The following is a 13774-nucleotide window of genomic DNA, read 5'->3' as shown; positions in this document are numbered from 1 at the left end:
CGCGGACTTAGGCGCGTGCTCGAATAGGGGCCGGAGGCGCCGCCGTCCACCAGGCAGGACCACCTTGGGCATACGTCGGTGGGGAAAGGCCGTCGTCCACGCAGCGCTGCATCAGCGCATCGCGGTAGGAGACGGTCACGGCATGCACGCCTTTGCCCACGGTGCCCGTGTACCACGCGGTGATGATCGCCAAGGCGGCCGGTTTTGCATCGCCCGCCGCCGCGATCAGTGCCTGCGCGCCAGTCACCTGCCCTGCCAGTGTGACCAAGGTGGGGAACTGTGCATGCAGATCGGGCTGAAGATGGGCGAACGCCCGCTCGATGCGCTCGGCCGTGGCCGGGTCCAGATCGTTCTTGCCGGTGAGGGCGTGAGAGAGGCCAAGGAACGCGGTATCGGCCTTGGCCGCGGGCGCTGCGGCAGCAGCAGGGGTGGCCGCGGCGGGCGCTTTGTCACGGCACGCCGCGAGCAACGAAACCGAACCGACCGCAAGAAGAAAACCTCTTCGTGTGAGGCCTTGCCGCTGCCGATTCTCTTCCACTCCCTCGGGAATACTCATGATCTCAACTCTGCTCCGTAACACGCCGGCTCCCCGCCCGCAGACCACGGAACGGCTAAGCATCGACGGCGGCAAGGGTACTCCCCCGTTGTGTCGTCACAGAGTGATAAATGAAGACTCACGTACCGCGAACGGCATCAGCGCTACAACGCTGGCTTGTCTCAGTTCCGGAGAATCGCCATGCGAACCGTGTTGTTCAGTGCCGTCGCGGCGTTGGCGTTGTCAGCCTGCAATCAGGCCGAGCCTACCGATCAGGGCAAGCACGCCGATACCATCGAGCAGCCTGCACCTGCACCGGCGGGCGACGCGTCCTCGCGGAACGTGCCCGGCGGTGGCAGTGGAACGGCGGCCTCCGAGGCGCAGGATTCCGGGCATGGCGCAGAAACCCCCGCAGAGCCGACGCGTGACTCGCCGCCGAAGCGGTAGGCCGTCATGACGCCACTCGATAAACCCCTTCGCCGGGAAGTCCAGATCGGAGACGAGCGCTACACTCTCACCCTCGATCCGGAAGGCCTGAGGCTGGTCCCGAAGGGCAAGCGGAACGGGGTGACCCTGAAATGGGCGGAGCTGGTAAACGGTGACGCGGCGCTGGCGACAGCGCTTCAGGCGTCACTCGGGCACTGAGTGGCGGGGCTCCATTCAGGTTGGTGGCAACGGGAAAGCAGGCAGACGCAGGATCAGGGACAATAGCGGCCCACCGTAAGCCCCGGGCTGCTGGCGGATGCCCCTGTCGGGGCCATCGCGCGGCGCCCCATGCCCGTTTTCCTGCTGCCTCCCGGATCCGAATTGAATACCACCGCCCTGCCCCTTGCCGATGACGACCAGCCCCTGACCGACCGCCTGCGCACCGCGCTGGACCTGCTGGAGGCCATCGAAGCCGACCGCAGCGTGCTCGATACGCTGCCCGAGGCCGATCGCGTCCGCCTGCATCAGGTCGTCGCCAAGGTCTACCACCCCGAGCCCAAGGCCCGCCGGGCGAAGCTGAAGCAGCAGGCCAAGGCCCGCCATCAGGAAAAAGTGGCCAAGGCCGAGGCGCTGCTGGAGCAGACTGGTATCCGTGCGCTGCGCCGCAAGCCGGTGTTCAGCACCCCGAACTACTTCCCCCCGCACGCCGCCGGCCTGCATGACGCGTCCAACGGAGAGAACGCGGAGGCCAGCCCGGCGCCAGTGCATTCCCCCGAGCTGCGCCACTGCTACGTGTGCAAGCAGAAGTTCACCCAGCTGCATCACTTCTATGACCAGATGTGCCCGGCCTGTGCCGAACTGAACTTCTTCAAGCGCACCGAGACGGCCGACCTCACCGGCCGCGTCGCACTGCTCACCGGCGGCCGGGTCAAGATCGGCTACCAGGCGGGCCTGAAGCTGCTGCGCGCCGGTGCCGAGCTGATCGTGACCACGCGCTTCCCGCGTGACTCCGCGGCGCGCTACGCCGAAGAGCCCGATTTCGCGCAGTGGGGTCACCGCCTGCAGGTGTACGGTCTGGACCTGCGCCATACCCCCAGCGTGGAAGCGTTCTGCAACGAGCTGCTGGCCACGCGCTCGCGGCTGGATTTCATCATCAACAACGCCTGCCAGACGGTCCGCCGCCCGCCGCAGTTCTATGCGCACATGATGGCCGGCGAAACCGCGCCGCTGCATGAGGTGCCCGATGCGCTGCGCCAGCTGATCGGCGACTACGAGGGGCTGCGCAGTGCAGAGCTGCTCGGCACGACGGCCTCGGCCGCGCTGCCGATGGTCCAGGGGAGAGACTTCAACGCCGCCAACGGCCTGACCCGCGCCGCCGAGCTGTCACAGGTACCGCTGCTGGATGACGAACTGGTGGCCCAGCAGCATCTGTTCCCGGACGGCCGGCTGGACCAGGACCTGCAGCAGGTGGATCTGCGCGGTCGCAATTCCTGGCGCATGTTGATGGCTGAGGTGCCTTCGGTGGAACTGCTGGAAACCCAGCTGGTCAACGCCATCGCGCCGTTCATCATCAATGCGCGCCTGAAGCCGCTGATGCTGCGCACGCCCGGGCGTGACAAGCACATTGTGAACGTCTCGGCGATGGAGGGGCAGTTCTATCGCAACTTCAAGACCACCCGCCACCCGCACACCAACATGGCCAAGGCCGCGCTGAACATGATGACGCGCACCTCGGCGGCCGATTACCAGAACGACGGCATCCACATGAACAGCGTGGACACTGGCTGGGTGACCGACGAGGATCCGGCGGATATCGCGGCCAAGAAGGTCAAGGAAGAGCGCTTCCATCCGCCGCTGGATATCGTTGATGGCGCCGCGCGCATCGTCGATCCGATCATCCACGGCATCAACAGTGGCGAGCACGTGTGGGGCCAGTTCCTGAAGGACTACGCGCCCACCGACTGGTAAGCGCATCCACGGGCGCATTTCGTTCGTATAGCGTGCATGGAACGCCACCGGTTCGCGTGGCAAGGGACAGGAGGCCCACCTTTCCGGCTTCGGCCATGGCCTCCGTCCTTCCAGTCGAACCACGATGAGTCCCCCCACCTCACAACGCGACGAACGCAACGCGATACTCAGCGCCATGCAGATCGATGGCGTCCAGTCGCTGCCCGCGCTGGACCGGATCACCGCGCTGGCCAGCTACACCTTTGGCGCATCTGTGGCATTCGTCTCCATCCTTGGGGATGTGCAGCAGCGCTTTGTTTCCCGGATCGGCCTGCCCATGGCGCAGACCGACATCCGCGCTTCGATCTGCGCCCACGCCGTCACCGCCGAGGGGGTGCTGGTGGTGCCCGATCTCCAGCAGGACCCCCGCTTCCGGGACAACCCGCTGGTCACGGGCCGCCCGCATCTGCGCTTCTATGCGGGCGCCCCCTTGGTGGCCAGAAACGGCGTACCCATCGGCGCTCTGTGCATCATGGACACTCGTCCGCGCACGTTCGAGCCGGGCGATCAGGCGCAACTGGCCACACTGGCGGAGCTGGTGATCGCGCAACTGGAACTCCGCGCGATGTCCGGCCGGCTGGACCCGGTCAGCGGCCTGCCCAGCCGGCATCAGTTCCATGCGGATCTGCCCGGTATCCTTGCGCGCTGCGCCGAAGGAACGGCGTATGCCGTTGCGGTGGACATCCTCGACATTCCGCGGGCCAACCAGGTGGGCCAGGTGCTGGGCCTGCGCCCGCTGGAAGCCCTGATCCGGCGTGCCGGCGTCCGGCTGCGCACCGCGCTGGAGGACGTCGCGACCGTGTACCACGTCGGGGTGACCCGGTTCGCCTTCGTGGTCGACATGCCGGCCGCGGCACAGGTCGAGGCGCTGATCCTGGAGTTGAGGACGCGCATGTTGCGTCCGCTGATGGCCGCCGCGGTCCCGATGTCCCCCCGTTTCCATGCCGGCATCTGTGCGGTCTATCCGGATGAAGAAGACAGCCACGACCTGCTGCGGCGGCTGCTGGTGAGCATGCACGGCGCGTTCGACGCGCGGCAGCCATTCTGCTGGTACTCCGAACAGCGCGACGACACGATGCACCGCGCCTACCGCCTGGCCTCGGATGCCGAACGCGGGCTGCAGGCCGGTGACTTCCACCTGGAGTACCAGCCCCGCTTCACCCTGGACGGTCGGCGCCCGGTCTCGGCCGAAGCGTTGATCCGGTGGAGCCACCCCACCCTGGGGCCGATCAGCCCGGGCGAGTTCATTCCGGTTTTCGAGCGGACGGCGCTGATGGACGAGGTGACCAACTGGGTCCTGGAGACCGCGCTGGATCAGGTCCAGGCGTGGCGGGCTCAAGGGCAGGACATCCCCGTCTCGATCAATCTGTCCAGCAGCTATCTGTCCAACCCCTCGGCCTGGCATGACATCCGCAGCAAGCTCGAGCACCGGTCGCTGCCGTTTTCGATGATCGAGCTGGAGATCACCGAGGGCGAATGGCTGCGCCCGGGATCGCCGGCCATCGGCCACATCGCGGCGATGGCGCAGGCCGGCATCACGGTGGCGATCGATGACTTCGGCAGTGGGTACAGCAATTTCAGCTACCTGTCCGACCTGCCCATCCACACCGTGAAGCTGGACAAGTCGCTGATCGATGGCGTCGCCAGCAGCGGGCGCGCACGTGCCAAGGTCTCGGCCATCCATCACCTTGCCCACGAGCTCGGCTACCTCACCGTTGCCGAGGGGGTCGAACAGCAGGCGCAATTGGAGGCACTGGCAGAAATGGGCATCGACGAGGTGCAGGGCTACCTGCTTGCCCGCCCCATGCCCCCGGCAGCGGTGATGCAGGTGTTCAAACAGGCCACGATCACGCCGTAGCCCGTCAGAGTTTGAACACCTGCTGCAGTTTCCGGGCAAACCAGCCACTGAAGACCAGCGGCGCATCCAGTGCCGACACGCAGATGCACGCCACGCCCGGGGTCGTCACCGGCTGATGCTCGACGTCGCTGTCCAGATCGGCCACATCACCGGGGGCGAAATGCCCCAGCGAATCGTCATAGGCGCCCCTGAGGATCTGGGTCAGTTCGCTGTTGCCATGGCTGTGCATGGGCAGGCACTTGCCGGGGGCGATCTTGAGCATGATCAACGACGGGTGCGCGGGTGCACGGATGCAGTGAACGCCCGGCGCCATCCACCGCCACTTCAGCGAACGGTAGGACGTCCCGAAATGCGGTGCCAGCGCGGCCGGCAGTTGATCCGGATCGTGACCGGCGGCGCTGCGCGCCACCGTGTGGTCATGCACGCCACCCGCAGGCGCGACAGTATCCAGACGCTCCAGCATGGTCTGCCGCAGCGCGGCCTGCCGATCCTCTGCGGAAGGCGGCGACAACTGCTGCTCCAGCAGCAGCCCGCCCACCCGCTCGGCCGAGCGCAGGTGCTGCCGGCAGTGGGCGCAGGCTTCCAGATGCGCGGCGGCGACCACGGACATTTCCGCGGCCAAGGTCCCGGTAGCAAAGCCCAGGACGGTGGTCGGATCCAGATGGTGACGAGGGTTCACTGCCGCTCTCCCATCAAGGACTGCAGCTGAAGAAACGCACGTCGGATATGGGACTTCACGGTGCCCAATGGCATATGCAGCTCGTTGGCGATCTCGGCGTGGGTTTTTGCTTCGAAGTAGGACATCCGGATCAATCGGGCCTGCGTTGCGGAGAGTTCGTCCAGCCGCTGCTTGAGCCTGACGTGCTCGGTATGCCGTTCGGCCAGCGAGCCGCCGCCGTCCTCTTCCTCCGCCGCCTGCTCGACCACCTCATGGGCATGCACCCAGATATGTTCGCGACGTACCCGGTCGATATGCAGATTGCGCGCCACCCGATAAAGCCACGTGCCCAGGCTGCTGCGCGCCGGATCATAGAGCTCGGCCCGGTTCCACAGTTTCAGCAGCACTTCCTGGGCCAGATCCTCGGCCACGCCATCGGGCGCCCCCAACCCACTCAGATAGCGGCACAGGCGCGGCATGAAGTGATCGTAGATGCGCATGAAGCACTCTCGATCGCGCGACGTGGCGACGCCGGCCATGTCGGCCGCCCAGGTTTTCAGCTCCGGGTTGGGTTGAGCGGGAACGGCAATCATCCGGGCAGCCTCGAACGGCGTCATCCTGGCGGTGGACGGGTCAGTGTCCATCGTAGGCGAGTTCCGGCAGATCGGGGACATGGGGTTCATGGCCGTGTTTACGGACGGCCGCGCGGTTTGGATGCACTCCCCCCTGCGCGTCGTGCGGGCGCCAGGTGTGGGCGCTGTGGCTTCACGCGATCTCAAGGGCGTCTGGACAAGACTCGCTGCCAATCATCATCGCGGACCTCCCGGATTCATGCGCGGCTGGGCGGGGCTGAATGCTTGCCCGCCCGCATCAGCGACGATACTAGACGACCGGTCAGATGGAGCGTATCGTGAGGGCCATGAAGAAGCCCGCCCACGAAACGCGCCAGCACATTCTCGACGTCACCCGCGCGCTGATGACTCGCAAGGGGTATACGGCCGTGGGCCTGGCCGAGGTCGTCGCGGCTGCCGGGGTGCCGAAGGGCTCGTTCTACTATTACTTCAAATCCAAGGAGGAGTTCGGCCTGGCCCTGCTGGACGAATACTTCTCCGCATACTTGGCCACGGTCGATCGGTTGTTGACCGCAGAGGGCTCCGGCGCAGAGCGCTTGGTGGCGTACTTCCAGTACTGGAAAGATACGCAGGGCTCGGATTTCCCCGACGACAAGTGTCTGGTAGTCAAACTCGGCCCCGAGATGTGCGATCTGTCCGAGGATATGCGCACGGTACTCAGAAAGGGCACCGACGCGATCATCCAACGCATCACCCGTTGTGCCGCACGCGGTCAGGCCGACGGCTCGATCTCCCCGGCCATCCCCGCCCCGGAGCTGGCCGAATCGCTGTATCAACTCTGGCTGGGCGCCTCGCTGCTGGCCAAGCTCAACGACTCCACTGCCCCGTTCGACACCGCACTGGCCGCGTCACGCACCCTGCTGTCGTGACCTGGTTTTACCCGGCTACTAGACGACCGGTCACATATAAAGGCTCCTTTTCGATGATGGACACTGCGTCCCGTACCGACCTCTTCGCACCCACCCATATGGGTGCACTCCAGCTGGCCAACCGTATCGTCATGGCGCCGATCACCCGCAGCCGCTACGGCGAAGACGGTGTTCCCAATGCGCTCCACGCCACGTATTACGCCCAGCGCGCCACTGCCGGGTTGATCGTCGCCGAGGCGACCAACATTTCGGCCCAAGGGCGTGGGTATGCGGCCACACCCGGCATCTGGACTGATGCACAGGTGGCTGGCTGGACACAGGTCACCGATGCGGTCCATGCCGCCGGCGGAAAGATCGTCAGCCAGCTCTGGCACGTCGGGCGGTTTTCCAGCGTGGCCCTTCAGCCCGATGGCCAGGCACCGGTCGCGCCGTCGGCGATCAAGGCCGACGGCGACACCTACACCGCCGATGGCTTCGTGCCGGTTTCGATGCCGCGCGCCTTGGAGACCGATGAGATCCCCGGGATCGTTGCCCAGTTCGAGCAGGCTGCCCGCAATGCACAGCGCGCCGGCTTTGATGGTGTGGAAGTCCATGCGGCCAACAGCTATCTGCTGGACCAGTTCCTGCGTGATTCCACCAACCATCGCACCGATGGCTACGGTGGCTCGATCAAGAACCGCGCCAGGCTGACGCTGGAGGTCACCGAAGCCGTCGTGAACATCTGGGGCGGCGATCGTGTTGGCATCCGTCTCTCACCGGTCACGCCAGATGCGGGCAACACCCCGCCGGACAGCACGGTCATGGCGACCTACGGCTACGTCATCGAGCAATTGAACCGCTTCAACCTGGCCTATCTGCATTTTGTAGAGGGCGCGACCGCAACCTCGCGCAGCGTTCCCGAGGGCGTCGACCTGGATGCCTTGAGTGCCACGTTCAACGGCGCCTTCATCGGCAACAACAACTACGACCTGGAGATGGCCATCTCGCGTCGTGCCGAGGGCCGCATCGATGCGGTCGCGTTCGGTCGGCTGTTCATCTCGAACCCGGACCTCGTCGAACGCCTTCGTCGCGGTACGCAGCTGACCATCGCACCGCGCGATTCCTATTACGGCGGTGGCGCCAAGGGCTACACCGACTGGCCCACTGCAAGCGAATGATGCTGCGCCCCCTCCCCCACGCCACATCCCAACCCCCAGAGGACTCACCATGAGCAACCCGACCTACGTGCAGGACTACAACGCCATCGTCGACGTACTGAACCAGTACAACGAAGGTGGCAAACAGGCAAAGAGCAGCATCATGAAGCCCGCCTTCAGCGAGCACGCCACGATCTTCGGTGTTGATGCAGACAATGCACTCGTCGGCGGCCCCATCCAGGGTCTGTTCGACACCATCGACACGGCATTTCGTCCATCGCCTGAGGCGCGTGCCGCGATCGCGCGCATCGACATCGTCGGCACGGCGGCCAATGCCAGGGTCGATACCGACGACATCTCCGGCTTCCGCTTCACGGATTTCTTCAATCTGCTGAAAGTGGACGGTCGCTGGACGGTCGTCAGCAAGATCTACCACACACATACCAGCGCCTGAATCTGGCAGCGACACGGTGCAGGCCTCCGCGAGGGCCTGCACACCCAGCACGCGACACGGTCTTAACCGACGCTCCTTATGCTGACGATCCCGGCCGGTCACAGGCCGCGATCACTGAAAGGAGTTGTGATGAAGAAGCTGTGTGCCGCGATGTTCGCAGGCTGCCTGCTCGCCGCCAGCCCGGTGGCGTTCGCCGACGTTGCCAATCTGACCAACAGCGCCGACGGCGCCAATCGCGATGCCGGGATTGCGGCGGTGAAGAAGAAACTGCAGGAGGCGTGTACCGACCGCAAAGGCACGCCGGATATGGACTCGTTCGAAGTAGTTTTCGAGAGGACCAGCGAGAACCCGAATGTGCCCAAGCCGTACTACGTCGACGGCAAGCTGAAGTGCGACCTGCCCGGCTGATCTGCCCCGGGCGTCCGCACACGCGCCAGTCCCCTGCCCTGGGCCGCTACCGGTGCGCTGGCTGCTGATATAGTGCGGCAAGCACGATGGGCACGGTGCCCGTCCACGAATCGCAGGGAGTGTGTCATGGGTCTTCGTCAGGCAGTGGCAGGGGCAGTCGGTGGTGTTCTGGCCGACCAGTGGAAGGATTTCTACACCGTGCCGACGGGCCTGCCCTCCACGGCAGCGCTGTTTGCGGCGGTGCCGCGCGGCACCAATGCCGGTCGTGGCTCCAACACCAGCGCCTCCTCCAACATCATCACCAACGGCTCGAAGATCGTCGTGCCCGAAGGCTACGGCCTGCTGCTGTTCCAGGACGGCGCCATCACCGGCTTCGTGGCCGAACCGGGCGGCTATGAATGGCGCTCGGACGATACCAATTCGCAGTCGATCTTCGCCGGCGACGGTTTCGTCAGCCCGTTGATCAAGCAGAGCTGGGAACGCTTCAAGTTCGGCGGCCAGCCAGGTTCGCAGCAGGCGGCATTCTTCGTCTCGCTGAAGGAACTGCCGGACAACCGTTTCGGCACGCAGTCTGAAATCTACTGGGACGATGGCTTCCTCAATACGCAGGTCGGCGCGGTCACGCGCGGCTCGTATACGTTGAAGATCGTCGATCCGATCCTGTTCGTGAAAAATTTCGTACCCGCCAGCTACCTGCAGCCCGGCCAGGTGTTCGACTTCACCGATCTGGACAACGCGGCCGCCAGCCAGCTGTTCAATGAAGTGGTGGGCTCGCTCGCGCCGGCCTTCAGCCTGTATACGAACGACCCGGGCAAGGGCAACCGCATCACCAAGCTGCAGCAGGATTCGCTCGGCTTTGCGCAGAGCCTGTCCGCTGCCGTCGAGCAGGGCTACCAGTGGAAGTCCGACCGTGGCCTGGCCATCGTCAAGACCGCCATCGTCTCGATCGAGTACGACGCCAATACCCGTGAACTGCTCAAGACCGTCCAGCGCGCCGATGCCCTGGCCGGCTCGCGTGGCAACTCCAACCTGCAGGCCAGCGTGGCCCAGGGCATCCAGTCGGCCGGCGAGAACGGCGGTGCGGCGGGCCTGGTCGGTGTAGGCATGGCCTCGGGCATGCTCGGGGTCGGCGGCATGCAGCAGCCGGTCGCGCCGGCGGCGGAAGATCCGGTCGCCAAGCTGAAGAAGGCCAAGGAAATGCTGGACCTCGGCCTGATCACCCAGGACGACTACGACAAGCTCAAGGCCAAGGCGCTGGGGCTGTAAGACACCGAGCGCACCGACACCATGTCCGACCCCAAGATTCCACCGCCGATTCCGGCGGTTCCGCCGCCGTTGCCGCCATCTCCCGCGGCGCCGGTCACTGGCCCGGGCTCGCCCCGGGATGTGCCGCCACTGCCGGGCAGCTTCCCGCTGGATCCAGCCACCCTGCCCCAACCCATCCGCGATGAGCTGCAGGCGCCGGACCCGGTGGCGTTGGATACCTCGGCGGCCGAACTCAAGGACGGCCTGAACCGCTGCCCGAAGTGCGGTTCCAGCGATATCCGGCTCAAGCTCGGCAGCGATGTGCTGGTCTGCCAGTTCTGCCGTCACGAATGGCATGGCGAACGTGTCGAAGAGGCCTTCGGGTTTGGCGAAGGCATCGATCAGCTGCGCGGCACCGTCATCGCCTCGGGCGCGCGTGACATCGCCGCCGATACCGCCAGCCTGATGAGCTTCAAGTGCACCGGTTGCGGCGCCGAAGTCACGATCAATACCGAAAGCACGATGACCGCCCGCTGCCACTGGTGCCGCCATGTGTTCGGGGTCAACGAACAGATCTCCAATGGCGCGGTGCCCGATGCGGTTCTGCCGTTCCATATCAGCAAGGACGATGCCGTTGCGCGGATCCGTCAGTTCGTGGACAAGCGCCGTCTGTTTGCGCTCAAAGCGTTCAAGGACCAGTTCACGCCGGAGAACGTCACCGGCGTCTATCTGCCCTACATGATCGTGGACAGCAATGTCAGCGCCAGCGTGTCGGGCAAGGGCGAGATCCAGACGCGGCAGTACACGCGCGGCACGGAAAAGAACAAGAAAACGTACTACGACGCTGACATCTACCAGGTGGACCGCCAGGTGGATTTCACCGTGGACGATCTGACGATGGAATCCTCGGCCGAGCGCGGCAACCTGGACACGCAGACCAATACCAACAACATCATCAACGCGATCCTGCCCTTCGACACCAAGAACGCCCTGAAGTGGAACGCCTCCTATCTGGCCGGCTTCACCTCGGAAAAGCGCAACGTGGATGTCGAGACACTGCGCCCGCGCCTGGAAGACCAGCTGCTGTCGATCGCGCGTGCGCAGGTAGAAGGCTCGGTACGCCGCTACGACCGCGGTGTGCGCTGGGAACGCGAACGGGTGGATGTGCATGGCACCCGCTGGGTCTCCATGTACCTGCCCGTGTGGCTGTACTCGTATCACCAGCCGGGCCGCAATGGCGGCATGCTGCACTACATCGCGGTCAATGGCCGTACCGGTGAAACCATGGGCAGCGTGCCGGTGCAGCAGTGGAAGCTGCTGCTGGCCGCGCTCACCACCGGCACGATCATTGAAGCCCTTGTTCTCTTCTTCCTGGTAGCTGCCTCATGAGCGATGACAGTGGACTCTGGCTGCTTGCCGCCGGCCCGGCCGGTGCGACGGCGTTGTATTGGGCGTTGTACCGTTACTACCGCAACACCGATAAGTCGCATGCGTTCGAGCATGAAACGACCATCGACGCCAAGCCGGTGACCGGCGCGGACCGCAAGGTGGATACGATTACCGGCACCCAGGAACGCCGCATCCGCGGTGATAACGTCCGCGCGTACCGGACCCGCGTTCAGCGGGACAGGGACAGCCCGCCGCCCCTGTGACGCATCTCGGGCGTGGCCGGACGAATGCGGGCGTTATCATGTGGGGTCAGTTTTCCGTAGGCCCCCATCATGCGCACGCTCTATCCGCCGATCACGCCCTTCCGCACCCATCAGGTGGCGGTCGATGACCTGCACACCCTGTTCGTTGAGGAATGCGGCAATCCAGAGGGCATCCCGGTGGTGTTCCTGCATGGTGGTCCGGGCGCCGGCGTATCGCCAACCCACCGGCGCTTCTTCGATCCGTCACGTTATCGCATCGTCCTGATCGACCAGCGTGGCAGCGGCCGTTCCCTGCCGTTCGGCGAACTGCGCGACAACACCACGCAGCACCTCGTCGCGGATGTCGAGACGATCCGCACCCTGCTCGGCATCGAGCGCTGGCTGGTGTTCGGTGGCTCCTGGGGCTCGACCCTGGCATTGGCTTACGCACAGGCGCATCCGGACCGTGCGACCGGCATCATCGTGCGTGGCGTTTATCTCGGCCGCGCTGAAGAAAACCGCTGGTTCGCCGAGGCCGATGGTGGTGCGCGCTGGGTGTTTCCCGAGCGCTGGGCGCGCTACGAGGCCTACATCCCGCGAGAAGAACGCGACGACATGATCGAGGCGTACTGGCGGCGTCTGGACAGCCCGGACGACGCGACCCGCATCGCCGCGGCGCAGGCGTGGCTGGGGTGGGAAGATCATGCCGCCACGCTGGTCCACGACGTCGATGCCATCTCCAGTGATGATCCGCTGCACACCCTGGCCAAGGCGCGCATCGAAGCGCACTACTTCCGCAACCATGCCTTCCTCGATCATGGGCAGCTGCTGCGTGATATCGACCGCATCCGACATCTGCCGGGCGTGATCGTGCAGGGCCGCTACGACATCATCTGCCCGGCGCGCAGCGCGTGGGACCTGGCCTGCGCTTGGCCCGAGGCCTCCTTGCAGATGGTGGTGTCCGGTCACAGCGCAACCGAACCGACAACCGTGGATGCACTGGTGCGCGCAACGGATGCGTTCGCGGACGCACAGTAAGGGGACATCGTGGATTCGATCTACCTGGTGGTGGCGCTGGGTGCCATCGTGGCGGGATTTGTGCAGGGACTCTCCGGCTTCGCTTTCGGGCTGGTGGCGCTGTCCTTCTGGGCCTGGGTGCTCGACCCCAAGCTGGCCGCGACGCTGTCGGTGTTCGGTGCACTGACCGGCCAGCTGCTGGCGGCGTTCACCGTGCGCCGCGGTTTCAATCTGAAGACCCTGCTGCCTTTCGTGCTCGGCGGACTGGCCGGGATCCCGGTGGGCGTCTATCTGCTGCCCATGCTCGACACGAACTGGCTCAAGGCAATCCTGGGAACCTTGCTGGTGCTGTGGTGCCCGGCGATGCTGCTGTCACCTCAGCTGCCGCGTGTTACCGCGGGCGGGCGTGCAGCGGATGGCGTGGTGGGTTTCGCGGGCGGCATCATGGGGGGGCTGGGTGGCTTTACCGGCACCCTGCCGACGCTGTGGTGCACGCTGCGCGGTTACGAGCGCGATGTGCAGCGCTCGGTGGTCCAGAATTTCAACCTGTCCATGCTGCTGGTGACCATGGGCACCTATGTAGGCACCGGCATCGTCACCCGCGAGATGCTGCCGATGTTCGCCATCGTTGCGCCGGCCATGCTGATTCCCACGCTGCTGGGGACGCGGTTGTATATCGGCATCAGCGACCTGCGCTTCCGGCAGATCGTGCTCAGTGTGCTGACGGTGTCGGGAATCGCGCTGCTGGCTTCGTCGTTGCCGGCGTTGCTGGGCTGGCGGTGAGCGGGCTCGGCTATCGGTCGACCCTATCTCCCTCATCCGCGCTGCATGCGCATCCAACGGGCAATCAACGCTCCGAACGCCGCCGCAACGAGCATCCACCCGCCCAGCAGGGCAG

The 13774-nt window shown here is 65.3% G+C and carries 16 protein-coding genes; 13 read left to right on the top strand and 3 right to left on the bottom strand.

What is annotated here, in order from left to right; all coding sequences use genetic code 11:
• Positions 1-7: 7 nt before the first annotated feature.
• Complete coding sequence (locus ABE464_RS05175; RefSeq protein ID WP_346471040.1) at positions 8-556, bottom strand: sugar dehydrogenase complex small subunit; 549 nt, start codon at positions 554-556, stop codon at positions 8-10.
• A 180-nt stretch (positions 557-736) separates the two neighbouring features.
• Here ABE464_RS05175 and ABE464_RS05170 point away from each other — a divergent pair, with 180 nt between their 5' ends.
• The 4 genes from ABE464_RS05170 (at position 737) to ABE464_RS05155 (ending at position 4826) form a co-directional block, all read left to right on the top strand.
• Positions 737-982, top strand: coding sequence for a hypothetical protein (locus ABE464_RS05170; RefSeq protein ID WP_346471039.1), 246 nt, complete (start codon positions 737-739; stop codon positions 980-982).
• A gap of 6 nt (positions 983-988) precedes the next feature.
• Positions 989-1180: a hypothetical protein gene (locus ABE464_RS05165; protein ID WP_346471038.1), complete on the top strand. Its 192-nt coding sequence runs from the start codon at positions 989-991 to the stop codon at positions 1178-1180.
• A 162-nt stretch (positions 1181-1342) separates the two neighbouring features.
• A complete protein-coding gene (locus ABE464_RS05160; RefSeq protein WP_346471037.1) occupies positions 1343-2929 on the top strand; it encodes an SDR family oxidoreductase in 1587 nt (528 codons plus the stop codon).
• Between the two features lie 124 nt (positions 2930-3053).
• Positions 3054-4826, top strand: coding sequence for a sensor domain-containing phosphodiesterase (locus ABE464_RS05155; protein ID WP_346471036.1), 1773 nt, complete (start codon positions 3054-3056; stop codon positions 4824-4826).
• A gap of 4 nt (positions 4827-4830) precedes the next feature.
• On the opposite strand, the gene ABE464_RS05150 is transcribed toward ABE464_RS05155, so the two are convergent.
• On the bottom strand, positions 4831-5505 hold the full coding sequence (locus ABE464_RS05150; protein ID WP_346471035.1) for a ChrR family anti-sigma-E factor: 675 nt from the start codon (positions 5503-5505) through the stop codon (positions 4831-4833).
• A complete protein-coding gene (locus tag ABE464_RS05145; protein WP_346471034.1) occupies positions 5502-6128 on the bottom strand; it encodes a sigma-70 family RNA polymerase sigma factor in 627 nt (208 codons plus the stop codon). The genes ABE464_RS05150 and ABE464_RS05145 overlap by 4 nt, the downstream gene beginning before the upstream one ends.
• 275 nt (positions 6129-6403) lie before the next feature.
• Here ABE464_RS05145 and ABE464_RS05140 point away from each other — a divergent pair, with 275 nt between their 5' ends.
• From ABE464_RS05140 to ABE464_RS05100, 9 genes are all read left to right on the top strand, one after another.
• Positions 6404-6985 (top strand): TetR/AcrR family transcriptional regulator, encoded by a 582-nt coding sequence (locus ABE464_RS05140; protein WP_346471033.1) that lies wholly within the window; start codon positions 6404-6406, stop codon positions 6983-6985.
• A gap of 53 nt (positions 6986-7038) precedes the next feature.
• Positions 7039-8142, top strand: coding sequence for an alkene reductase (locus ABE464_RS05135; RefSeq protein WP_346471032.1), 1104 nt, complete (start codon positions 7039-7041; stop codon positions 8140-8142).
• A 49-nt stretch (positions 8143-8191) separates the two neighbouring features.
• Complete coding sequence (locus ABE464_RS05130; RefSeq protein ID WP_346471031.1) at positions 8192-8575, top strand: nuclear transport factor 2 family protein; 384 nt, start codon at positions 8192-8194, stop codon at positions 8573-8575.
• 129 nt (positions 8576-8704) lie between these two features.
• Positions 8705-8983 carry a hypothetical protein gene (locus tag ABE464_RS05125; RefSeq protein ID WP_346471030.1) on the top strand — a complete coding sequence of 93 codons (279 nt, stop codon included), beginning with the start codon at positions 8705-8707 and terminating at the stop codon, positions 8981-8983.
• A gap of 126 nt (positions 8984-9109) precedes the next feature.
• Positions 9110-10249 carry an SPFH domain-containing protein gene (locus ABE464_RS05120; RefSeq protein WP_346471029.1) on the top strand — a complete coding sequence of 380 codons (1140 nt, stop codon included), beginning with the start codon at positions 9110-9112 and terminating at the stop codon, positions 10247-10249.
• 21 nt (positions 10250-10270) lie between these two features.
• Positions 10271-11617: a TFIIB-type zinc ribbon-containing protein gene (locus tag ABE464_RS05115; protein WP_346471028.1), complete on the top strand. Its 1347-nt coding sequence runs from the start codon at positions 10271-10273 to the stop codon at positions 11615-11617.
• Complete coding sequence (locus tag ABE464_RS05110) at positions 11614-11880, top strand: hypothetical protein (protein ID WP_070474049.1); 267 nt, start codon at positions 11614-11616, stop codon at positions 11878-11880. The genes ABE464_RS05115 and ABE464_RS05110 overlap by 4 nt, the downstream gene beginning before the upstream one ends.
• Positions 11881-11949: 69 nt before the next feature.
• Positions 11950-12897, top strand: coding sequence for a prolyl aminopeptidase (gene pip, locus ABE464_RS05105; protein ID WP_346471027.1), 948 nt, complete (start codon positions 11950-11952; stop codon positions 12895-12897).
• 9 nt (positions 12898-12906) lie between these two features.
• Positions 12907-13659, top strand: a complete 753-nt coding sequence (locus ABE464_RS05100; RefSeq protein WP_346471026.1) for a sulfite exporter TauE/SafE family protein — start codon at positions 12907-12909, stop codon at positions 13657-13659.
• Positions 13660-13774 lie beyond the last annotated feature (115 nt).

The organism is Stenotrophomonas sp. TWI587, from assembly GCF_039674145.1.
Classification (GTDB): domain Bacteria; phylum Pseudomonadota; class Gammaproteobacteria; order Xanthomonadales; family Xanthomonadaceae; genus Stenotrophomonas; species Stenotrophomonas maltophilia_AY.
Note: the sequence above shows the minus strand (reverse complement) of the source record. Positions and strands in the feature narration are given on the sequence as shown.